General features: G+C 70.5%; 21 protein-coding genes. 11 read left to right on the forward strand and 10 right to left on the reverse strand.

The window, feature by feature from the left end; genetic code table 11:
- Positions 1-86: 86 nt before the first annotated feature.
- Positions 87-1,082 carry a TRM11 family SAM-dependent methyltransferase gene (locus GKO32_RS29870; RefSeq protein ID WP_246244929.1) on the reverse strand — a complete coding sequence of 332 codons (996 nt, stop codon included), beginning with the start codon at positions 1,080-1,082 and terminating at the stop codon, positions 87-89.
- A complete protein-coding gene (locus tag GKO32_RS29875) occupies positions 1,082-1,795 on the reverse strand; it encodes a hypothetical protein (protein WP_154760251.1) in 714 nt (237 codons plus the stop codon). The genes GKO32_RS29870 and GKO32_RS29875 overlap by 1 nt, the downstream gene beginning before the upstream one ends.
- 1,121 nt (positions 1,796-2,916) lie before the next feature.
- Between GKO32_RS29875 and GKO32_RS29880 the strand changes: the two genes are divergently transcribed.
- The 10 genes from GKO32_RS29880 (at position 2,917) to GKO32_RS39420 (ending at position 14,030) form a co-directional block, all read left to right on the forward strand.
- Entirely contained in the window at positions 2,917-3,747 is an 831-nt protein-coding gene (locus GKO32_RS29880; protein ID WP_246244930.1) for a hypothetical protein, read from the forward strand.
- Positions 3,748-3,981: 234 nt separating this feature from the next.
- A complete protein-coding gene (locus tag GKO32_RS29885) occupies positions 3,982-4,317 on the forward strand; it encodes a pilin (RefSeq protein WP_246244932.1) in 336 nt (111 codons plus the stop codon).
- A 3-nt stretch (positions 4,318-4,320) separates the two neighbouring features.
- The gene (locus tag GKO32_RS29890; protein WP_154760252.1) at positions 4,321-6,417 is read left to right on the forward strand and encodes a TrbL/VirB6 family protein; all 2,097 of its coding nucleotides are present in this window, start codon (positions 4,321-4,323) and stop codon (positions 6,415-6,417) included.
- Complete coding sequence (locus tag GKO32_RS29895; protein WP_208024587.1) at positions 6,417-7,451, forward strand: PrgI family protein; 1,035 nt, start codon at positions 6,417-6,419, stop codon at positions 7,449-7,451. The genes GKO32_RS29890 and GKO32_RS29895 overlap by 1 nt, the downstream gene beginning before the upstream one ends.
- Positions 7,452-7,454: 3 nt before the next feature.
- Complete coding sequence (locus GKO32_RS29900) at positions 7,455-9,332, forward strand: VirB4 family type IV secretion system protein (protein ID WP_154760254.1); 1,878 nt, start codon at positions 7,455-7,457, stop codon at positions 9,330-9,332.
- Complete coding sequence (locus tag GKO32_RS29905) at positions 9,329-10,564, forward strand: hypothetical protein (protein ID WP_154760255.1); 1,236 nt, start codon at positions 9,329-9,331, stop codon at positions 10,562-10,564. Before GKO32_RS29900 ends, GKO32_RS29905 begins: the two co-directional genes overlap by 4 nt.
- Before the next feature lie 28 nt (positions 10,565-10,592).
- Positions 10,593-12,014, forward strand: coding sequence for a type IV secretory system conjugative DNA transfer family protein (locus tag GKO32_RS29910; RefSeq protein WP_154760256.1), 1,422 nt, complete (start codon positions 10,593-10,595; stop codon positions 12,012-12,014).
- Positions 12,015-12,070: 56 nt separating this feature from the next.
- Positions 12,071-13,012, forward strand: coding sequence for a replication-relaxation family protein (locus GKO32_RS39410; protein WP_154760257.1), 942 nt, complete (start codon positions 12,071-12,073; stop codon positions 13,010-13,012).
- 10 nt (positions 13,013-13,022) lie between these two features.
- The gene (locus GKO32_RS39415) at positions 13,023-13,601 is read left to right on the forward strand and encodes a hypothetical protein (protein WP_154760258.1); all 579 of its coding nucleotides are present in this window, start codon (positions 13,023-13,025) and stop codon (positions 13,599-13,601) included.
- A 6-nt stretch (positions 13,602-13,607) separates the two neighbouring features.
- On the forward strand, positions 13,608-14,030 hold the full coding sequence (locus GKO32_RS39420) for a M23 family metallopeptidase (RefSeq protein ID WP_312868778.1): 423 nt from the start codon (positions 13,608-13,610) through the stop codon (positions 14,028-14,030).
- A gap of 442 nt (positions 14,031-14,472) precedes the next feature.
- Here the strand turns inward: GKO32_RS39420 and GKO32_RS29930 are convergent, their stop codons facing one another.
- Together GKO32_RS29930 and GKO32_RS29935 are read right to left on the reverse strand one after the other, a co-directional pair.
- Positions 14,473-15,276 carry a restriction system modified-DNA reader domain-containing protein gene (locus GKO32_RS29930; protein ID WP_154760259.1) on the reverse strand — a complete coding sequence of 268 codons (804 nt, stop codon included), beginning with the start codon at positions 15,274-15,276 and terminating at the stop codon, positions 14,473-14,475.
- A gap of 1 nt (position 15,277) precedes the next feature.
- Positions 15,278-15,784, reverse strand: a complete 507-nt coding sequence (locus tag GKO32_RS29935; RefSeq protein WP_154760260.1) for a hypothetical protein — start codon at positions 15,782-15,784, stop codon at positions 15,278-15,280.
- Positions 15,785-16,071: 287 nt separating this feature from the next.
- Between GKO32_RS29935 and GKO32_RS29940 the strand changes: the two genes are divergently transcribed.
- On the forward strand, positions 16,072-16,668 hold the full coding sequence (locus tag GKO32_RS29940) for a MarR family transcriptional regulator (RefSeq protein ID WP_154760261.1): 597 nt from the start codon (positions 16,072-16,074) through the stop codon (positions 16,666-16,668).
- A gap of 674 nt (positions 16,669-17,342) precedes the next feature.
- Here GKO32_RS29940 and GKO32_RS29945 read toward each other — a convergent pair.
- The 6 genes from GKO32_RS29945 to GKO32_RS29970 all read right to left on the reverse strand — a co-directional run.
- On the reverse strand, positions 17,343-17,705 hold the full coding sequence (locus GKO32_RS29945; protein WP_154760262.1) for a hypothetical protein: 363 nt from the start codon (positions 17,703-17,705) through the stop codon (positions 17,343-17,345).
- Between the two features lie 765 nt (positions 17,706-18,470).
- Positions 18,471-18,728, reverse strand: coding sequence for a hypothetical protein (locus GKO32_RS29950; protein WP_154760263.1), 258 nt, complete (start codon positions 18,726-18,728; stop codon positions 18,471-18,473).
- Positions 18,729-18,780: 52 nt separating this feature from the next.
- The gene (locus GKO32_RS29955; RefSeq protein WP_154760264.1) at positions 18,781-19,080 is read right to left on the reverse strand and encodes a hypothetical protein; all 300 of its coding nucleotides are present in this window, start codon (positions 19,078-19,080) and stop codon (positions 18,781-18,783) included.
- 17 nt (positions 19,081-19,097) lie between these two features.
- Positions 19,098-19,379, reverse strand: a complete 282-nt coding sequence (locus GKO32_RS29960) for a hypothetical protein (RefSeq protein ID WP_154760265.1) — start codon at positions 19,377-19,379, stop codon at positions 19,098-19,100.
- A gap of 123 nt (positions 19,380-19,502) precedes the next feature.
- Positions 19,503-19,670: a hypothetical protein gene (locus GKO32_RS29965; RefSeq protein WP_154760266.1), complete on the reverse strand. Its 168-nt coding sequence runs from the start codon at positions 19,668-19,670 to the stop codon at positions 19,503-19,505.
- Positions 19,671-20,439: 769 nt separating this feature from the next.
- Positions 20,440-22,384 (reverse strand): AfsR/SARP family transcriptional regulator (locus tag GKO32_RS29970; protein ID WP_281354402.1); only part of this gene is annotated, 1,945 nt, incomplete at its 5' end.

Below are 22,384 nucleotides of genomic sequence, written 5' to 3' on the forward strand. Positions count from 1 at the left end.
CAGTCGGTAACGCAACTCGCGCAGCGACGCGCCCCGGCGCCTCTGGCCGGGTGCCGTGTCCGACACGGTGCCCGCAGCGGGCGCGGTCACCGGATCTCTCCGTCCGACGCGGACGCCCGACCGTCAGCGTGCGATACTCGGTGCGCCACGCGGTCACGCCCACGAGGCTTCAGGTTTCCTGAACTCCCAGGCCTTCGGCCGCCCCTGAGAACCAAAATGTCCTCGTGCGCGATGACCCAGGCGGGCACGCCGCGGTCGCGGAGCTTGCGTATGTAGTCCAGCTGGAAGAACGACGAGCGCGGGACGAGCTTGCCGTCGCGCAGTCCGGCAAGGAGCCCGACGCAGCGTTGGACGGGGTCGAGTCCGGCGTTGATGGCTGCGTCCAACGTGAGGGACGGGAAGTCGATGAGTTCGCCGTCGACGCGGAACGGTCGGGTGGTGATGGCGACGACCCCACCGGGCCGAAGCAGCGGGAGGGCGCGGCGCAGGATGTCGGTGAACCCGCGCAGCAGCATGGGCAGGCTCCGGTGGGCGAGGTTCGCGCGATCGCGGCTGTAGCGGTTGTCGTGCTTGCGCACCGGGCGGTGCCCGGGGGCGTGTACTTGGCCGTGGACGCTGGCCCCGTAGGGCGGGGAGGTCACCAGCAAGCCGACTCGCCCGGCGTAGCGGTCGGCGAGGTTGGGCAGGACCTGTCGGGCGTCGCCGACGTGCACCTCGCCCCGACCGGTTCCGCCGTCGCAGGCGGCGAGGGCGAGGTTGGCTTCGCTGACCGCGGCCCACCGGTTCTCGTACTCGATGCCGAGGGCGTCGCGGCCCTTGTGGACGGCTTCGACCAAGGTGGTGCCGACCCCGCACATGGGGTCGAGGACGAGGTCGCCGGGCGCGGTGAAGGTGTCGATGGCGTGCCGGACAATGGCGGGCAGCATCTTCGCCGGATGCGCGGTCGCCTCGGGCACGTACCGGGTGCCGCGCTGGGTGCGCGCCGCCTGCTGCGCCGTCGGCCACACGGTCACCGGCAGCTCGACCAGAGCGTCGCTGCCTCGGGTCAACGCCTGTTGCGGAATCGGCTCGTAGGTACTCATCAGGCGGCGCCTCCGAAGTCGGTGTGGAACACGAGCAGATCCGTGTGGGCGTCGGCGTGCACCGCGTCGGCGAGCAGCGTGACCGAGGCCGGCGGACTCGAGACAAGAAGCCGCTCGCCCTGGATGTGGGCGAGCACGGCGATGATGTGCTGCAGGTAGCTCAGCCCGGCGGTGGTCGCGGCGGTCACCACCGCCCCGGTGTGGTCGGCGAACCGGCCCGCCCCGGCTGGGTTGCGCGTGGCCACGGCGAGCACTCCACCGGGCGCCAACCAGCGCGCCCAGGTGGTGTAGGGCTCGCCGTCGACGTCGATCCACGGGGCGGGCAACTCGGCGGCCAGCAGCAGGTCCACCGAGCCGGGTTCCGGCGTCTGCGCACCCCCGCCAACCCGGTCCCGGCGGCCACCGACGGTGACCGTCTCGGGGTCGACGCAGAGGACTCGGCGGTCGCCGACTGTGTCGGCGACCGCGGCGATGCGGGCGGCGTCCGGACCGGTCACCGCGACCGTGTTCCCGCGACGGGTGAAGGCGGTCACGGCCTGGGTCACGAGGCTGCGGGTGAGACCCGCGATCAGCGGCGGCAGGCCGTGCTCGTCGGCTAGCGCGGGTGCGCACAACCAAATTCCCAGCGGCACGGCAGCGCTTTTCCGTGGCTGCGGCTCAGGGTGCGCTTCGATTTCTGTTGCGGAATCCGGCGAGAAAGGAACAACGCTCATCGGGAGTGTCCTCGCAATTCGCGGTTGCGGGCTCTGACACTGCTCTAAAGCGCGGTGTTGCGCCGGATTTTGCAGACGAGTTTGAACTTTTTTCCGGACGGCCCGACGCGCCCTGCTCGGCGGGCGTGCTGCTGTGGGCGTGACGCCTGTCCCGGGCATCGCAGTGCCCCTGCAACCGCGCTGGCGTCACAACCGGAGGGTGCGCGCCGACCACAGGAGCGCCTGCGTTCGCGCCCGGCAGGAGGCACGGTCAGCGGGGCGCGCACACCCGGGTGGAGTCTTCGCGCTGCGCGCCGCGGAGGGCCGCGCGCGCTGAGGGACCGGGTCGGTCACGGTGTCGGATTCACCCGCGAAGCTCTCGCCTTCGATGCCCGGTGCTCGCGCTCCGGGCGGCGCATAGTGCACGGCTTCGCGCCGCAGGGGCGCGGGCCGGGACCGAACGAGCAACGTCCGGTGCGCGGCGCCCCGGCGAACGAGCGTCATCGGACCGCGAGACGCGTCGCGCAGGATACCCACGCCCGTGCCTCGTTACGGTCGAGTCACCGCGAACTTCGGAGGGCTGGCAGGGCGGCGGCGCACCGACTCCGGTGTCCGCTCACACCCGCCGCGCGAGCCGCGGCGCGGCTGCCCCGCGAATGCCTGCGTCGTGTCCACCCGGCGCCGCTGGAGCCATCACCCGGCTCCACCGCGAGCGCCCCAGACGTGGCCGCGCGGGGCCGTGTCGGGGCGGTCGCTCACGGCGGCGTTCACAACCCCGAGTCCGGCATCCGCGCCCCACTTCGCCGCACCCTGTTCCGCGTGCTGCCTGCGCAAGCAACCAGCCTGCAAGCGACTCAGCGACCGGGTCTTCAAGATTTTTTCGGAGAACTTTGGGCGAGATCGGTGACCGCTCGGCGGGCGCTTGCGGTTTCCTTGCGCCGCTGGTCAAACGGTACGCGAGTCTGATCGGCAACCGGTGTTGAGCGATCGGGGTGATCCCTTGCGGTTTCCTTGCGCCCCGGTTTTCAAGATCAACAGGGAAGGAAAGCGCAAGCGGGCTCCGGCGGCATGGACGGCGTCCCCGTCCACACCGATCCGCCCGGTTGTTTCCCGCGGATCGGCTCGCACAAGGGAGTCCTGCGATGCCGTCCATGCACTCGGGTGCCCGCCTCCGGGAGCCATCCCGTGCCCGCCACCGCGATCGTGACACCAGCGTCGACTCGGTGGAGTTCGTCTCGGCGATGGACGCCGCGGAGTCGGCGTTCCGTCTGTTGTGCACCGGCCCGGAGCCACTCGCTATCGACTGCGAGCGGATCGGGCTCGGGCTGCCGCAGGAGCGCGTGCCGTTGGTCGAACTGCGCGACGTGCTGCTGGACCGGGCTACCACCGAAGCCGCCCGGGAGGCGGTGTGGCGGCAGTTGGTGCTCGCCGCACAGACCGAGGATCCGGCGTGGGTGCTCGGCGCGGTCGGTGTCGCGATGCCGGGGTTGCGCAAGGCGGCTGGGGAGCTGGCGACCGGCTACAGCGGCGATGTCGAGGACATCGACGCGGAGATGCTGGCGGGGTTCACCGCGCGGCTGAAGGAGATCGATCCGGACGCGGGTTCGCTGGGGCCGCGGTTGGTGTGGGCGGCGCAGCGCGCTGGGGCGAAGTGGCGCGCGGCGGAGTGGGACTACGCCGCCCGCACAGTGCCCCGGTGGGAGTCGTTCGAGCCGCGCCAGCCCGACCAGGGCCACCCCGAGCTGGTGCTCGCCGAGGCTGTGCGCGACGGCGTGCTCACCGAGGCCGAAGCCTCGTTGATTGCGGACACCCGGCTGGATGAAATGCACCTGTACGAGGCCGCCGAAAAATTAGGTGACTCGTATTTCCGCGTGCTTCGCGCCCGGGAAAGGGCCGAGTCCGCGCTCATTTTCTGGCTCGGTGCCGAGCGCCCGCCAAAAAAGTCGAAATCCGTCTGCAAAAAGTCGGCCTGAACCCCGCTTTAGAGCGGTGTGAGGGGAATCAGGTCGAGAACCGGGCAGACGCGCACTGCGGCAGGTGCCCGCCACCGCCGCATCCGCTGGGCACCCCGGGCCGCAGGGCCGGTGACCGGCTCCCTGATTCCCCTCACATCCACCTCGCCCACCCGCGACCGGTGTCCTCGGGAGGGATCCTGGATGTCAGCCTGGATGTTTCGGCGATCACCGCGCCGCCCGCGCAGCATACCCATGCGCGCGCTACGCACGGTCACCGTCCTGGGCGGCGTGGTGGGGGTGCTGCTGCTCGTCGCCGTCGCGCCCGCGTCGGCCGACACGGTGGTCCTCGCGGCACCTCCCGGGTCGCTCGCGGATGTCATCGACCGGCTTCGCAACTTCCTGATTGGCTTGGCGGCTGGCCTGGCCACGTTGTTCTTGACGATCGGCGGGGTGCGGTACCTGACCGCGGATGGTGACCCGGGCGAGGTCGAGCGGGCGAAGAAGGGCCTACGCAACGCCGCGATCGGCTACGGGGTGGCCATGCTCGCACCGGTTCTCGCGGCCATCCTGCAGAGCCTGGTGGGTTGACCGATGCCGACGCCCATCATGGTGAGCACCACTGCATGGCGACACCGGACATGGCGGGGTGCGGCACGGCTGCGCGTCGCGGTCCTGGTGGGGCTGGTGTGCGCGTTCGTCGCGGCGCTGTTGAGTGCCTCGGTCGGGCAGGCGCACGCCCAGCCTCCGGTGCTGCCGCTGCCGCCCGTGGCCACCCCTGGCCCGGAGATTCCGCTCCCGTCCCCTCCGCCCGCGCCGACGCCGGTGCCGCCGAGGGTGAACCCGTCGGTTCCGCTGCCGCTGCCGCCGAATCCCGACCTGGGATGGCCGAGCGAGATTCCCCCACCGCCGAACCCGGGCGGGCCACCGCCGACGTGGAACCCGCCGATCCCACCGCCCTCGTCGAGCTCGGTGCAGCCGCCGCCGATCGTGGTCGACCCGAACCATCCGGTGGCGCCGCCACCGCCGCCTCAGCAGCAGGAGCCGCAGCCGCAGTCCGGGGCGACCGATTGCGGGTGGCTCGACATCGTGTGCAAGGCCGGGCAGGCGATCAACACGTGGTTCACCAACCTGGTCACCTCGGCGATGGACCCGGTGCTCGACCTGGTCGGCCGGACCTCGATGACCACCCCGGATCTGGCGGGCAACCCGCAGATCTCGCAGTTGTGGGACATCACCCGTTGGGTGGCGAACTCTCTGTTCATCTTGTTCGTGGTCGTCGGCGGGATCGTGGTCGCCTCACACGAGACGTTGCAGACCCGGGTGACGGTGAAGGAGACGCTGCCGCGGATCGTGGTCGGCTTCATCGCGGTCAATGCGAGCCTGTCGCTGATCGGACTCGCGATCAGCTTCGTCAACGGCATTGCCACCGGAATCCTGTCCGGCGACTCGTCGGGCGGCATCACCACCGGGGTGAAAGTCGAGATCCACCGCCAGCTCGAACAGGGCGGGATCTTCATGATCCTGGTCGCCCTCGTGGTGCTCATCCTGGCCGTGGTGCTGCTCGCGCTGTATGTGCTGCGGCTGACCGTCACGATCGTGATCGTCGTGGCCGGGCCACTCGCCTTGGTCTGTCACTCCTCCCCCTACTCCGAGGGCATCGCCAAGCTTTGGTGGCGCGCGCTGTTTGGAGTGCTGGCGATCCAGATCCTGCAAGCGATCACGTTGATCGTGTTCGTGAAGGTGTTCTTCGTCCAGGGCACCTCCGGCCCCGGCGCCAGCCAGTTGCTCGGTGTGTCGGGTGGGCTGATGAACCTGGTCATCTCGGTCGTCCTGCTGTTCATCCTGATCAAAATCCCGTCCTGGGTGATGCAGCAGGTCGGCCTCGGTGGGCGCTCGGCGATCGCCTCGATCGTGAAGTACGCGCTGCTCGCCAAGGGGATGGGCGTGCTCGGCGTCGGTAAGGGCGCGGGCGCCGCCGCGGCCCACGGCAAGACCGGTCGACGCGGTTCCGGGAGCGCATCGGCACGGCCGCGGGGTCGTGGCCCGACCGGTGGCCGACGTCCTGGCGGTGCGGCGCGCCGTCGCCGCGCAGGCGCGACGTTCGGCACCGGTGCGCAACGAATGACCCACGGCGCCGCGCGGGCGGCGCGGGAGCGTGCCGCCCGTGCGTGGGCCGCGCCCGCACGCATGGCCCGCGACGCGCGTACCGCTGCCCGTGAACGCCAGCAGCCGCTCAGCGACGGCGGGTTCGCTCCGGCATCCGTGGCGTACGTGCCCGCGCCGATGTCGACCACACCGTCCGCGGCGAGCGTGGCGCCGCCAATCGAGTCCACCCGCTGGGGCTCGCCAGCCGGCCCACGCCGGTCCACCACCGCGCGGACGCGGTCGGCGGCAGCGTCGCGGGCACCGCGCCCGGCGACCGCGAGCCAAGCCCGCGACCGGACCATGCCCCGCACCCCGCCGCGCAGCACCGGCAGGGCCTCGGCGGCTCGCCGGAGCCCGTCGCCGCAGGTGTATACGCCCACGTTCCAGGCACCCGGTGCCGCGCCGTCTACCCCGAGCGCGGCAAGCCGCGGCGCACGCGCGGGCAACGGCAAGGGCCACGGCGCGGCACGGCAACAGCCGGGCGCGCCGCGCGCCGGAGCGGCGAAACCACAACCACACAACCCGAAGAAAGGGGGTCGCTGATGCGCAGCGACGAGGACGTACCGATATCGGCGCGGGTGCCCGCCGATGTGGAGAAGCCGGACAAGATCGTGTTCGGGTTGACCGCGCGGCAGGCCGGGATTCTCGGCGTGACCGGGCTGCTGCTGTGGGGTCTGTACCAGTCCGCGCACAGCCACATATCGCCGGTGGTGTTCGCCGTGGTGGCGATCCCGATCGCCGGGCTGGCGTTCGCGGTGGTGACCGTGCGGCGGGACGGACTCACGTTGGATGCGTGGCTGCTGGCCGCGTTGAAGCAGAGGTGCAGCCCGACACGGCTGGTGCCCGCCGACAGCGTGGGCGGTGACACCGTGCCCGACGCACCCGCCTGGATCGCGGCGAACGCCGGACCACTGCCTGCGCCACTGCGACTTCCCGCCGAAGCGATCTCGCCCGAGGGCGCGATCGACCTCGGTCCGCAACATGGCACCGCGCATGCCGCGGCCTGCTCCACGGTGAACTTCGGGCTGCGCACCGCCGGGGAACAGAACGCGCTCATCGGCGGCTTCTCTCGCTGGCTGCACAGCCTCTCCGGCCCGGTGCAGATCGTGGTGCGCGCCCAGCGCCTCGACCTCGAACCCTACCTCGAGACGCTCGCCGACGAGGCCGGCGGACTTCCACACCCCGCGCTGGAACAAGCCTGCCTGGGACACGTGGACTTCCTGCGCGAGCTGTCGGCCAGCCGGGATCTGTTGCGCCGCCACGTCACGGTCGTCGTCCGGCAACCCGCCACCGCACGGCATGGCCGCGACACGAGCGCGGCGCAGACCGTAGCGCGGCGCGCGCAGGAAGCAGTTCGTGCGTTGAGGGGTTGCGAGGTCGTGGTCGCCCCGCTCGATGGTGCCCACGCCCATGCCGTGCTCGGTGCTGCCGCTGACCCCAACGGCGGGCCGCAGGCCACCCGCGCGGGCACCGCCTCCGGCGTGGTCACCGCCCAGCCCGATCTCCAGCACTCAGCTGCGCTGCACCCACCCACGAGCGACACGGTCGTCGACGTGGCCGAGGACGTGGAGGTCTAACCGATGAATGCACAGAGCACCAGCGGACTCCTGCGCCGTACCGCGCGCCGTGTACTCGGCCGCCCTCGCTTGTCCGGGGCCGGGGCCGGGGCGGGCGCGGTGGCGGGGCCGGACGCGGTCGAGGTCGGGCCGCGGTGGCTGCGCGTCGGCGACGGTTACACCGCCACCCTCGCCATCACCGGATACCCGGCCGAAGTCGGCGCCGGGTGGCTCGAGCCGTTGCTGTCCTACCCCGGCCGATTGGACGTCGCGGTGCACATCGACCCGCTCCATCCCGCGACCGCGGCGAGGCGGCTGCGCAAGCAACAAGGCCGCCTGGAGTCCGCGCGCCGCTCGGCGGCGGAGAAGGGCAAGCTGGACGACCCGGAGACCGAGGCCGCCGCCGCAGACGCCGCAGACATGGCCTTCGCCCTCGCCCGCGGCGAGTCGAAACTGTTTCGTGTCGGGCTGTATCTCACGGTGCACGCCCCCACACGCGAGGATCTCGATGCCGAAGTCGACGAGGTACGGTCGCTGGCGTCCTCGCTGCTGCTGGACGCGCAACCGGCAGCGTGGCGGTCGGTGCAGGGCTGGACCTCCACCCTGCCGCTCGGGGTGGACCTCCTGAGGATGCGCCGCACCCTCGACACCCCCGCCTTGGCCGCGAGCTTCCCGTTCACGTCACCGGATTTGCCCGCGGCGGATCCGTCGCCGCACGCCCCGCTCACCGGTCGCCTGTACGGCGTCAACGCGTCAAGCAACGGGTTGGTGTTGTGGGACCGCTGGGGCCAGGACAACTACAACTCCGTGACCCTCGCCCGTTCCGGCGCGGGGAAGTCCTACTTCACCAAACTCGAAGCCCTGCGCTCGCTCTACCCGGATCCGCACCGGCCCACCCCGGAGGGCGAAGTCGGCGTGCAGGTGTTCGTCATCGACCCCGAAGACGAGTACCAGCGCCTGACCGAGGCGGTCGGCGGCACCTATCTCCACCTCGGCGCACCCGGCGTGCGGTTGAACCCGTTCGACCTGCCACCCGGGGCGCAGCAGATCCCGGACGCGTTGACCCGCCGGTCGCTGTTCATCCACACGCTGCTCGCCGTGATGCTGGGCGAGCCGCTGTCGCCGCAGGAGAGGGCGGTGCTCGACCGCGCGGTCACCGCGACCTACGGCCGGGTCGGTATCACCGCCGACCGCCGCACCTGGACGCGCCCCGCCCCGGTGCTTGCGGACCTCGCCGACGCCCTCGACGACGACAGCACAGAGACTGGCAACCCGGCCGGTGCAGACCTCGCGGCGCGGCTCACGCCGTATGTGTCGGGTTCGTTCTCCGGCTTGTTCGACGGCCCCACGACGCGCTCTCCGGACGGGCATCTGGTGGCGACCTCGTTGCGGGACGTGCCCGACGAGCTCAAGTCGGTCGGGACATTGATCGCGCTGGATGCGGTGTGGCGGCGCGTGCTCGATCCGCACCACCGGCGCCGTCGGTTGGTCGTGGTGGACGAGGCGTGGTTGCTGATGCACCAGCCCGAGGCTGCGAAGTTTCTTTACCGGCTGGCGAAATCGGCGCGCAAGTACTGGGCCGGGCTGGCGTTCGTCTCCCAAGACGCCGGAGACGTGCTCTCCACGGACCTGGGCAAGGCGATCGTGTCCAATGCCTCCACGCAAGTCCTGTTGCGACAGTCCACTCAGGCCATCGACACCATCGCCGAAGCCTTCCGCCTGTCCGATGGGGAACGCACCTACCTGCTCGTTGCGGGGCCGGGCGAAGCGCTCCTGGTCTCTGGCACGAATCGGGTTGCCTTCCACGCATTGGCCTCCGACGAGGAAGACAGCTTAATCACGACTGACCCGGAGTTCCTGGCAGGAATCTCGACCGAGGACGAGGACGACGTCGAACCATGAGCACACCCTCGAACATCTCTGCCTCGATCACCAACCCTACGTCCGCGATAGCCGATGCGCTCAGCACGGCCTGGAACCGCGCCTGCACGTGGACGCAGCAGCACCTCGTCCTGCTGATGGTGCTCGCGGTGCTCGCTGTCGCCTGCTTCGCCGTAGTGGAGAGGTTGCGGCGCGCGGCGCGGCGCCGGTGGTACGCCAGGGCGCGGGTGGTGACCGTGCTGCCCCCAGCCGGAATCGACCCCGCCGCGGCAGTAGCTGGAGCGCGCCGATTGTGGTGGGACCTGCCCAGCCTCGCCCCACCGCGCTGGAAACGCCTCTTCACCGCGGTGCCGCACCTGGCCCTCGAGTACCACCTGGCCGCGGGCATGGATCTCACCGTCCGCGTGTGGCTGCCGGGGCCGGTGCCGACCAGCCGGATCGACGCCGCGCTGCGCGCCGCGTGGCCCGGCACCCTCGTCCTCGACCACACCCCAACCACGCCCCGGTCCGGGCAGAGCGGCGAGGCGGCGCACGCGAGCACCACGAGGCTGGTAGTCACCGGGGGCAGCGTGCGCCCGGAACGGCCCGAGCACCTGCCACTGCGCGTGCCCGAGTCGCGCGACGAGTCGGCCGATCCGTTGCGGGCGCTGGAAGCCGTGACCGGGCAGCTCGCCGAGGGCGAGTCCGCGGTGGTACAGATCCTGGCTCGGCCCGCGGTCGGACGCAGGCTGCGCCGCTACCGTCGCACGGTCGACCGGTTGCACTCCGGTCGACCGGAACGCCGCTCCGCGCTGGCCAGCTTCGTGTCGGTGCTGGTGCGCGAGGTGATGGAGATCGTCACTGGCAGCAACTCCACCGCCGCCACCAGCGACCACACGCCCCGGCGACTGGACCCGCAGCAGACCGAAGAGCTACGGGAGATCCGGGCGAAGAAGCAACAGCCGCAATGGGAGGTCGCGCTGCGCTACTACGCCGCCACCACCGCCCACGGGCCACAGGCCGCCGACCGAGTCCGCGGGATCGCCGACTCGCTGTTCGGCGCCTTCGCGCTGCTGGCCGGACGCAACGCCCTGGCCCGCCACCGCCTGCCCAAACCCCGGGCAGTCGTCGCGGCGCGGCGGCTGCGCCGCGGGGCGCTGCTGTCCGCCGGGGAACTGGCGGCGCTGGCGCACCTGCCCGCCCGCACCGACGCCCTGGCCAGCGGCCAGGCCCGCAGCGTGCCCGCGCCCGCGCACACCACCCGCCGCCTCTAACTCCCCCAACAGCGAAAGGGAGTTGTCGTTGCCCACCACCAAGAAACCCGCCTCCACGGCCCGACGCACAGACTCCGCGGCGGTAGTTGGTCCGGCGCGGCTCACGCTGCGCCCGGCCAGCGACCGACGCCGCCGCACACCGAAACCCCTCGGTCTCACCGACGCCGGGCCAACGCGCAAGGTCGTGCTCCCCGTGGTCGATGCCCGCCACCACCTGCACATCGCCGGTACGACCGGGAGAGGCAAGTCGACCGAGCTGCTACACCTCGCGCTCGCCGACATCGAGGCCGGGCGCGGGGTCGCGGTCATCGAGCCCCGCGGCGATCTCATCCGCGACCTGCTCGACCGGATGCCCAAAGACGCCGGCGAGCGACTCGTGCTCATCGACCCCGACGAAGAAGTCGCGCCTGCGGCCCTGAACGTGCTAGACCCCGCGGGGCTCGGCGGGGAGACCGTCGCCGAGCACCTGGTGTCCACTCTGCACCGCATCTTCTCCTCGTGGTGGGGGCCGCGCGTCGAGGACACGCTGCGCGCCGCGGCCTACACCCTCATCGGGCGGCCCGGCTCCACGCTGGCTGACATTCCGCTGCTGCTCACCAATTCCCGCTTCCGCACAGAGGCGACCCGCCGGATCCGGCGGGAAGACCCGACCGGGATCGGGGCGTTCTGGGCCGCCTACGACAAACTCACACCGTCGGCCGCGGCGCAGCAGGCGGGTCCGGTGCTGTCCAAGCTGCGCGCGGTCACTGCCCGCCGGTTCGTCGCCGACCTCTTCGGCACCGCCACGAGCTCGTTCGATCCGGCCGACGTGCTCGACGGCGGGATCTTGCTCGCCCGGCTACCCAAGGGTGAGCTCGGCGAGGACTCCGCGCGGCTGGTCGGGTCGCTGCTGGTGGCTTCGCTCTGGCAGGCCGCGCTCGGCCGGTCGCACCAGCCCGAGCACACCCGCGCCGACGCGACCATCCTGATCGATGAGGCACAGAACTTCCTGAACCTGCCCACGCCGCTGGGGGATGCGCTGGCCGAGTCCCGCGGCTACCACCTCGGCTGGGTGCTCGCCCACCAGCACCTCGACCAGCTCACCCCAGCCCTGGCCAAGGCGCTGGACGCTAACGCCCGCAACAAGCTGTTCTTCGGCGTCTCCCCGGACGATGCCCGGCATTTGGCCGCGCATGTCGGCCCGCACCTCGACGCGGGCGATCTCACCCGGCTGGCCAAGTTTCAGGCCGCGTGCCGGTTGTCGGTCGACAACCGCGACACCACCGGATTCACCCTGCGCACGATCGCTCCGCCGCCGGTGATCGAGGGTCGGGCCGACGAGTTGCGCGCCGCGTCCCGCGCGCACGGCATCGACCGGGCCACTCGTGACCGCGCCCGCAGCCGCCGCACCTTCGCCACCCGCGCCCCGCACGAAGGCACCGACGTCGATCTCGACGGCGACCTCGACTGACGCATCCCCACGGATGCACTGGTCGTCACCCCGCAGGCCGTTACTGGAGGATTCCTATGCCTGACAACGGAAACAGGCCCGCAACGAGCCATCCTGCGCGCCGCCGGGTTCGCCACCGGGGTGGGGCCGCCGACCCGGTCGGGCTGGCGTCCCGGCTGACCGAACGGGACCGGAGCCTGCTGCGGCTATTGGACGAGCACCGCGTGCTCACCAGCAACCAGATCGCCGACCTGTTGCCGTATCCCAACCTCAACCGGGCACAGCGGCGCCTGCTCGCCTTGTGGCACTGGCACGTGCTCGACCGGTTCCGTCACCCCGCCGCGAACGGGGCACTTACCGGCTGGCGCTACACCCTCGGTGTCGCCGGGCACGGCGTGCTCGCCGCCATGCGTGGCCTCGCCCCACCCCGGCCCAGCTCGGTCCGCGAGCAGGTGCTGCGCCTGGCTACCGACCCCCGCCTCGATCATCTGCTCGGCCTCAACGACGTTTTCGCCGCACTCGCCGCGCACACCCGCGGCAGCGAGGATGCCGAGCTGCGGTTGTGGCACGGCGAACGGTCCGCCGCCGCTGACTGTGGCGGCCTGGCCCGTCCCGATGCGCTGATCGTCTACCGCGAGCAGGGCGCACAGGTGGTGGTCTGCTACGAGCACGACACCGGCACCGAACCGCTCACCCGTGTGATCGAGAAACTTGACGGCTACGCCGAACTCGCCCGTGCGGGCGGCCCACGTCCGGCGCGGAAAACCCAGCAACGCCAAGGGTTCTGGGTGCTGTTCGGACTCCACTCGTCCGCCCGCGAGGCGAATCTGCGTGACCGGCTGGCCGCGGTCGACCACACTGCCCCCGCGCTGGCCGATGGGGACGTCGGCTGGCGCATCGCCACCGCCAGCGCCGACGACCTCCACGCCCCGGCCGGACCAGTCTGGCTGCCCCTGCACACCCGGCAGCGGCAGCGCCTGGCTGACCTCGCCCGCACCCGAGGCCCCGCCGACAGATGAGGAGGACCGCGTGAAAGCCAGCGTGAAACTCGCCGTGACCGCAGGCTGCGTAGCGCTCGCGCCGGTCCTGCTCCTCTCCGCCACCCTCGGCGCGGTCCTGGGCACCGACGTGGCCAGCAGCGGTCCAGGCGGAGTCATGGCCTGTCCCACGACCGGCACACCCACCGGCGGCGTGGCCGGGTACGGCCCCGACCAAATGGCCAACGCCGCCACCATCGTCGCCGTCGGCAAACAGCTCCAGGTTCCCGAATACGGCTGGGTGATCGCGGTCGCTACGGCGATCACCGAGTCCGGGCTCCGCAACCTGAACTACGGAGACCGGGACTCACTCGGGCTGTTCCAGCAGCGCCCTTCGATGGGCTGGGGCAACGCGCAACAAGTCACCGACCCCACCTACGCGGCGAGCCAGTTCTACCGGCACCTGCTCGCGGTGCCGAACTGGCAACAGATGGGCCTCGCCCCCGCCGCGCAAGCCGTGCAAGCATCTGGCTTCCCCGACCGGTACGCCAACAACGAGCAGGCGGCGCGACAGATCGTCGGCGCGCTGACCGGCGTGGCCTGCGCCCCGGCCCCAAACTCCACCGAGTAGCGGAGGGTGGGTTGCACCGACCGCGGGGCGTTGCACCTCGGGCTTCGGGCCGCGGGGCGGGAATTCCACCGCGGGCAGGACATCACCGCGCCGATCGACACCCCGATCGTGGCGGCCAGCGGCGGGCGCGTGATCGCCTCCGGCCCGGCCAGCGGCTACGGCCTGTGGGTCCGTATCGAACACGCGGACGGGGTGATCACCACGTATGGCCACAACAACCGCAACCTCGTCGCCGTCGGCCAAAAAGTCCACACTGGACAGTCGATCGCCGAGGTCGGCGACGGTGGCGAGTCCACCGGCCCGCACTTGCACTTCCTAGTCGAGCCAGCGGACAACCCGTCGACCCGCAGCCTTCTACCGGGAGCAGAACGGGCCGCCGCTATGTGCCCCGTAGACGGGCACCGAGAGATCCGGGTGGGCATTCGATGAGCACCCGTGATTCGGGTTGAGCCAGGTCTGGTTGCCGCGCGTCGGAGGCGTTGTTCGTTCGGGCGGCGAAGGTCAACGCCGAGTCCGGCCAGCTCGTGGGCGGCGTTGTGTAATGCGCGGTGGTCCGACGCGGTACATGGGAGTGCCGGTGTACCGCCGGGCGACGCGACGCGCCAGTGCTTTCCGCGGCGGCCAGCCCGCCTCCGGCCACCCGCAGCCGGGCGCGGCCTGGTGGGTTCGCTGGCGGTATGGAATGCGACGAAGCACACCACGCCGTCGGCGGTTCGTACCCGCAGTTCCCAGTCGTGGCGCCGATGGCGAGCAGGCCGGGCGCATAACGAACCGGGGCCATCCAGTACGGGCCGCGGCAGGTTGCGAGCACGGCCCGCTTCGCGTCCGGTGTGGGCACTCGGCATGCCGCACCCGGGGTCATGCGGGCACCTCACCCCACAGCGTGACGTCCGTCCATAATGGACTTATAGTCGTCGCGGAGTTCCCAGAGGGTTCGGCCGTCACGTGCGCGGAACCAGAAGTGCCATCCGTTCTGGTGCGGGCTGCCCAGCGCGGTGGTCGCAGCCGAGGGCGTGGTGAACAGGCGACCGTCGTCCAGCCGCAGCATGCCCTGCGCGGTCACCTGACCGGTGCGATGTACGCCGAGACCCGGCCGCCGGTAGGCCAACTCTTCACCCGCATCCAGCAGGCCCGCGGCGAGCAGGTCGCGCAGGCTACCTCGCGCCACCGACCCGTTACTGGACACCCACATCGGCCACGGTGCGGGCGGATCGGCTTCCGCGGCATCGATGTAGCTGCCCTTGATGGCTGCGGCGGCAGGGGCCACCGCGGCGGGCCAGTCACGGCCGAGGCGAGCCCACATTCCCGCGGGCACCCACCGGCCGTGGTCGGCCAGCGCGAGCCGCACAGCCACCGCATCGTCGTCGGCATCGGGCGCCGCGGGCGGGGCCAGCCCGAGGACGAGGTCGCCATCGCACCCGGAGGCCAGGTACTCCTCGCACCATTCCCCGGCGAACAGCACCACCTCGCCGCTGGCAGCCCACCGATCCGCGGCAGTGACCAGCAACGCCCAGGCACCAGGCGGCATCCGCATCGGGACCGCCGGGATGCCGCCGTCGGCGATCAGCACCGCGGCCTCGCGGCCCAACGCTTCGGCGACCCGGAGGTCCGCGAGGCCTCGTACGCCGTCCGCCGGTGCCGGTGTGGCGGGGGCGACCTCCAGCCGGACAGCCATGTCAGGCCACCCCCTCGGCCACGCCTGGCGCAGTGTCCGGCCCCGGTGCGACGGTCGCCACGGGGACCAGGTCAGTGCGGCGCAGCGGGTGAATCCGCAGCCCGGCGCGGTACGCGCCCGACCGCGCGGCATTCGTCGCCTCGGCGATCCAGGCCCGCGCCGCCGTGACGGTGGCGAACGGGCCGACGAACAACGCCAGCCGCGGAGCGGGCGGGTCGATCAGCAGCGACACCACCACCGCGCCCGCCGGGTCCGGGTCGTGGTCGTGGGCAGTGAGCAGGTCGGCGACCGCGGCGGGCAGCTCGATCACGTCGCCGGTCATGTCGGCGGTGGCGCGGGTGGTCAGCGGGTCGGTGTCGGGCGGGTGTAACGCGATGGGGTGCGCGAAGGTGGCTTCGTCGGTCAGCCAGTCGGCGGCCGACGCCGCGTCGCCGTGCGAGCCGAACGTGCCGTGCACGTCGAAGTCGCCGGCGCGCACCGACAGGGTGGCGAACAGGGGCGCATTCATGGGTCGGCGTTCCTTCCGTGTCGTGGTGTGTGCCGGGTGTTCCGGCCACCAGATGGACGCTCGACTCGACGCGGAATGTCAAGCGCAGGAACGTCAAGTCCCCCAACGGAAAACGGCCGCTACGGAAAGACGTATGTCTTGTTTGGACGGACCCGTTGACTTCACGTCGGGATGGAGTGTTGATGGACGTCGTAGCCCGCACGACCCCGGTAGCGCACCGGAGGGCTACAGCCCCCGGGGGCATGACCATCCACAACCAATACCCGATTCAAAGGGAGTGCATCGTCATGCCACGCACCAGAAAGACCACGAAGACCACCAAGACCGCGGCGAACGGCAGCACTGGCGCGTTAGCCGCCGACCGGCTGCGCACCGCGTTGCGCCGCAACCCGGGCAAGACCGCCCGGGAACTGGCCGAGCTGGCGGGCATCGGCGGCTCGACCACGACCAAGCTCCTTGCCGTGTGGGCCACCGACGGCCACGCCGTGCGGCTGCCCGGCGAGGACGATGGCGGGCGCAAGGCCGCCACCCGTTGGGCGCCCCCGGAGCCGGTCGACGACAGCGCGAAACCCCGCAAGCGCGACGCCACCGCGCCCCGGCGCATGAAGGACGACACGGCCGACACCGAGGCCACCACGGCGACCTCGGCCACGGACACGCCGCCGAGCGGCAGGCTGCCCAAGGGCGCGCTGCACGGCCTGGTCGAGGACTTCCTGTCCGAACCGGAGCGGCGAGACAACGCCTACACCGCGGGCGAGATCGGCCGCAAGTTGGTCCGATCCTCCGGCGCTGTGCGCAACGCCCTGGACAAGCTCGCTGAGAAGGGCACCGTCGCCGTGGTCCAGGAAGAGCCACGCCGCTACCAGCTCGCCGACGCCGACTAACCACCGCCACCCGGCCGGGCGGGGGCGCCGCTGACCTCGAAGGCTCCCCCGCCCGCCATTTCGGTCGATGCCCATTCGCAGGAAGGACTTCTCATGCAGTTCACCCCGCCCTACCCGCTGCCGCTGTTGCGGGCGGCGCACCGCGGTTGGATCACCCACGCGACCGTCGAACGGGGGGCGGCGACGATGACCCGCCGCACCTACCGGCGCGGCGACACCACGACCGAGCCCGCCGTGCTCGTGCGCCGCAACAGGATCCAGTACGCCGTGCCGACCTACCCGTGCTGCGGGTACCGAACCTGGGTCGACGCCGCCGCTGCTGGCCTACCACCGGCTGGTGCCCGAGCGGCCCCTGACAATGCGCTGCGGGCGCCGCTACGACCACCGCAAACTGCCCGGCCGTGTGGGCTGCGACTGGCCCTGGACGATCACCATCACCCCGGCCGACGGCGACAGCCCGGCCAGCTTCACCTGGACCGCATAGGCGGCGAACCGCTACCCCGACGGCCAACCCGAGGCCGTCGGGGTAGCAGCACCTCGACCGACACATGACAGACCCGTGACCGGGGCCGGGCAGCTCACCACGGCGAGGGCATGCACGGGCACACCTGGAGCCAACCGTCTATTGTGGACTTCAAGTGTGCCCGCGTTGCTCGGTACGGCATCACGCCGTGTCAGTGTTCGACAAGTGCGCGGAGCGCCGCGAAGGAGTCGGCCAGCTCGTCGATCAGCTCCTCGAACTCACCGCCGGGGATGTTCAGTTCGACTAGGGCGTCCACGGCCCGGCCGAGGCGGGCGAGAGTCTCGGTGTGCTCGCGCACGTGTCCGTAGCGGGGTCGGTTCTGGTAGCGCAGCACGCCGCACTGCCGGTGCAGGACATAGCGCTCTTCCGGCGCCGCCAGCTCGCACACCCGCACCACCACCTCGCCCTCGACCAGGGCGCGACCGCAATCCCAGCAACCCTCCATACTGCCGGGGCCGACGGACTCGACCGCGACCACGATCAAGCCACCGGGCACCACATCATTCCGCTGCACGGGCGGTACCGTCGCGCGAGCCTCTGTCGGGCGCGGCTCGGCGAACCCGTCACACACCCATCCGCAGTTCCCATCGTCCTGGGGACGGTCGCGATCCCACAGCTCGAGCTGCACGGTCCGGCGTCGCGGTCGGCGTCGCGCTGCGCGGCCCGGTCACGCGCAGCACGGGTGTTGTAGTAGGTGGCTCGGTAATCGACGTTCGCGCCGCGGATCGTGCGGAATGTGCGTGCGTGACGGTAGTCGTTCGCCGCCATGGTCATGGGTTACCTCCGGGTGCGGTCGAGAGTCCACTGTGGACTCATATGGTTGGCGCCTGGTGAGCTGGCATGTCGGGTTCGATGACGTGCCATTCCGAGTCCCAGGACCACTGTTCGCGGCACCCCAGTTCTCGTCGGCCGGTTCGGCGTAGTGCACGTTGACGAGCGGCTGGTCGTGTTGGTTGACCATGCCGTTTTCAGTGACACCGGCGACGGTGCGCACCGGGCGCATGATCGGTCGTCGGTACGTTGTGCACGGCAATGATCCGCGGTGTGGTGTCGCCGGTCGGGTCGCACGTCACGCAGCGCCATGCCGCGCCGATTCGCGCGAAGCCAGACTCCGCTAGCGTTCGGGAAATCCGGGTAGCGGAATTCGTGCCCGCACAGCAGGCGCACGGTCTGGATCACGGTGTCAGTGGCGCCTGCCGCGGCTGCGGGCTGGTCGCCGGTTTCCGTAGTAGTCATCGGTGCCGTCCCTTCTAACGTCTAGTCCACTGTGGACTCTTGTCTAGTTGTCGTCCTCGGCGTCGCAGCAGGGGCACGAATCGGTCAGGTAGTAGCCGTGCCCGCAATCGGTCCGGCTGGCGATGTCACGGCCCGGACCCCAGATGAAGTAGACGTCGTACTGCTGGACATCGCGCCGGGTGATCGTGCGGTCGAGCAAATCCTCCGGGGGAACGGACGCCTTCTCGACCTCGCGGGCCTGTGCTCGCGGAGCGCTTTCATGCCAGCCTTGAACACCTCGTTCATGATCACTACCTCTCATTGTCCACTGTGGACTCTTACGGTCGGTGTCTACCATGCCGATGACTGCCCAGCTACACCCAGCTCTTGAGTGATGGAATCCAGGGCAGCGAACCGTAGTATTCGCACCAATAACGGCCACGTTCACCGTAGTCGAATTCGCCCTTGACCTGTTGGATGCAATTCTCGGCGACGTTCGCCGCATCACCGAACATCTCGCACGCGATCGCGGCCATCGCTTTCGCCTGGTAATCCGGCAGTCCCCAATCGTAGGCACGGTGGTAGATCGCGCTAAACGTCCCTGAGCCGTACACGCCCGCCGGTTGGTACGCGTGCCCGTTCGCCATGGTTTCGGTAGTGGGAATGTCTTCCATTGTCATCACACCTCACACTATCCACTGTGGACACGGCTAGCTAGTTGTGGGTCGGCCGCGCACAGGGCGGCGTCGAGGATGTCGACGGATGCGTTGTCGAGCACGTCCGGTTCCGCGTTGTCGATGACCACCTTCCAGCGGATGAGCTGGGGACTGAAGGCCGTCAGCGCTGTCACAGTGAGCGAACCGTCCTGGTCGTTCACGTTCACCGAAGCCAGCCCATCGGGGCTTCGAAACGTCGTGCCGTCGTTGACGCGGGTGAACCGGTAGTCAGCGAGCAACTGGTGGTAGTCGGACATGATCTCCGTTATCGCTTTCTTCGCAATCCATTGTGGACTCCTGCGGTGCTGCGTGATGTCGCGGGCGTACGTTGTGGTGACTCGGGGGTGGCGGTCAGTTCCGGAGTGAGTTCGGGTTGTCGGTCACGGTGATCGTTCCCGGCCCCCGGCGCTGGGCGCGTAGCTGCGGGCGCGGTAGGCATCAGGGTCGGTGGCGGTTAGGGCTAGGCGCGCGGGGCCGACCGCGGCCACGCCCGCGGGGTAGCTGTCAGGTTGCAGGGTGCCGAGCCAGGTGGCATCCAGCCCGGTCACAAATTGGGCGTAGGTGCTCATGTGTTTCCCCGTTCTACCGTTCGGGCATATTTCGGCCGGGGTGCCGAATTGTTTTGGTTTTGCGGTTTTCGTTCCCGCTGATATTTCCACGCTAGCTCGATGCGCTAGCGGTACACAATAGTCGGGCGCCGGGTTTTTTCGGGGTTTTTTGGCTAGCCGCGCCGAGCGCGTGAGGTGCGGGAATGCGCGCGCACGCGCGTATGCGACGCGGGAACACGACGGGAATTGCGGCACAGATTCCGCCGTTTTTGGCGGAATTGTTTTGTGTCGCATTGCGACACAAAACAGCGGCGGAAGCCGCAGGGAGGTGAGCAGCATGTGAGGTGTGAGGCCCCGTACGGAGTGGTTATCGTGACCAGTCTGGCTCGTCGGCCACCCGGCGCAAGGCGGATTGAGCTGCGATGCCTGGGGGCGCAAGGGGGTCAGTGGGGGGTCATCCTTAAGACGACGTGCCTTCGACGTCCAGGACGACGTCCCGGATGACCCCCCACTGACACCGTCCTTGGCGGCCGTACCGCCCTCGAATGGGCCCCGGCAAATGGGACTGGTTGCCGGAAGCCCTGCGCTCGTTGCGATGAGGTGAATTGCTGGAGTGTGAGCTCTTTCGTCCGCCGACGCGGTTCTATGTGGTTGTGTCGACGGAACATGTATATACTCATTACGGGGCCTGGTTGCCGATGTTTTTGGGCATTTCGTTGTGTCTGGACCGGAGTGGAACACACCTTTATGTAGAGCGGAACCGCGAAATTTAGTGCTGCGGAACGGGTGCTTTATCGAGCAGTGCGGTGGTGTCGGGATCGGGTTCGAGGTCAAGATCGCGAAGATTGGCTTGCAGGCGCCGGTAGGTGGCCTGCGCGGCATCCAGGCGGCCGAGATCGCGTTGCAGGGCAATGGTTCTGCGGTAGAGGGCTTCGGTGTAGGGATCCCAGGTGATGGCCACAGCCAGCGCGTCGAGCGCCTCGTCGGGGTTGTGCTCGCGGACTTCGCTGGCGAGGGCGACGAGGGCGTCGACAGCCTGGCTGCGCCAGTGCTCGGCCACCGGTTCGGCCCACGAGTACGGTGCGCCCTGAAGCGGTGCTCCGGCCCGGCACACACGCACGACACGGCGCAGTGCCTCCAGGCGGATACCGGGGTCGCTGCTGGTGCGGGCGCGAGTAAGAACGTCTTCCAGAGCCCATACGTCCGCGGTGAGGGCGTCGGGGTCGAGGCGGTAGAGGCCGGACTCGGCGACCACGAACGCCGCCTCGTTCTCGCCGGTGGCGGTGCGCAGCGCCTTGCGGGCGTAGGAGATGGCCTCGTGTAGGCGCGCGGCGGGCTGGTCGGGCAGGACGGCCTCGCGCAGCGTGTCCGCGGTGGTTCCGTGTTGGTGGGCGGCGAGGTAGGCCAGGACTTCGCGGGCGCGGGCGCGCAGTCCACGGACGTGGCTGCCGTAGGCGTGCACGCGCACCCCGCCGAGCAGCTGCACCACCGCGGCCGGTTCGTTCTCGTTCGCCGTCGTGGTGCGCGCCGTGTCGTGCGGGGCGCTGGCGGCGGTATCGGAGTTCACGCCGCGATCGCCGGGAGCGTCGTCTGCCTTCCACTGGTCGTCCAGCGTGGTGTCGTCGCGGGGTTGGCCGGGCGCGGGGGTGCGGGCGGCGGCCAGCAGGTGCCAGATCTCGTCTGCTTCGGCGGGGGTGAGGGTTTCGGCTCGCGCTCCGGCCACCGCTTCGGTGCCGGGGCCGTGCGCGGCGGTGATGGTGCCGTCGGCGTCGAGGGTGAGGTATGTGAAGTCGCCGGCCTGGTGAAGGTGCGCGTCTAGGAGCAGGGCGTGGATGCCGACCGCGCGGCCTTGGTCGAGCAGCGTGGCCCATTCGCGTCGATGTGGTGGGGACGGGCGGGCTGCCACCAGTAGCAGCTGCACCGGCTCGGTGCTCTCGCCGGGCCGGTGCTGGTGGCTTTCGTCGGGGTGGAGGTCGGCGTCGAGTTGGTGGTCGTCGCGCAGCCGGGTCCGGCGAGCGAGTTCGGTGCGCAGCCGCGCCAGCGCCGCGGTCTCGTCGTCGGCGACCTCGACTCCGGGAGCCTGCTGCAGCGCGAAGTCGTCGCTTCCGGCGACCAGCTCGGCGGTGGCGGGGTCGGCGAGCACTGCCTGGGCCGGGTAGCGCGCGTCGACGGCCAGCACGGTGGCCAGCACGGCGCGGACGGCAGGCGCGGCGCCGGGGCCGGTCAGCGCGAGCCCGGTCGTGGCCGACAGGTCCAGCGCCTGGGAGGTGGTGTCGGTGTGGGCGGTGATCACCGGCGCGGGTGGTGGCCAGACCCGTCGTCGTCCGGCCGGGAGGGCGTCGGCCCGGTCGCTGCGGTCGAGAACATCCTCGTCCTCGCCTTCGTCCGGCTCAGTGTCATGACGGTGTGTGGCGCGCTGCACGGCGTGGTCGAGGGTGGCGATCACCGAGCCGGGCTGCGCGGGATCGGGAGGCCCCGGGTGGTTTTCTGCTGGGGTGAGTCGGCCGGTCGGGGTGCGGCGCGCGCGGCGGCGCCGCCGCGCGAGGACGAGCAGGACGGCAATGCTCAACGCCAGGCCGAGCCCGATCAGCCCACCACCGGGAAGGTCCACCGGCGTGTTCTGGTCAGCCTGCGCGCCTTTGTCATGGTCCGGGCTCGACGAGCTGGTGGGTGGTGAGCTGCTCGGCGGCGCGGGCGTCGGTGGGGGCGGGCTG

Source organism: Amycolatopsis pithecellobii (assembly GCF_009707865.1).
Classification (GTDB): domain Bacteria; phylum Actinomycetota; class Actinomycetes; order Mycobacteriales; family Pseudonocardiaceae; genus Amycolatopsis_E; species Amycolatopsis_E pithecellobii.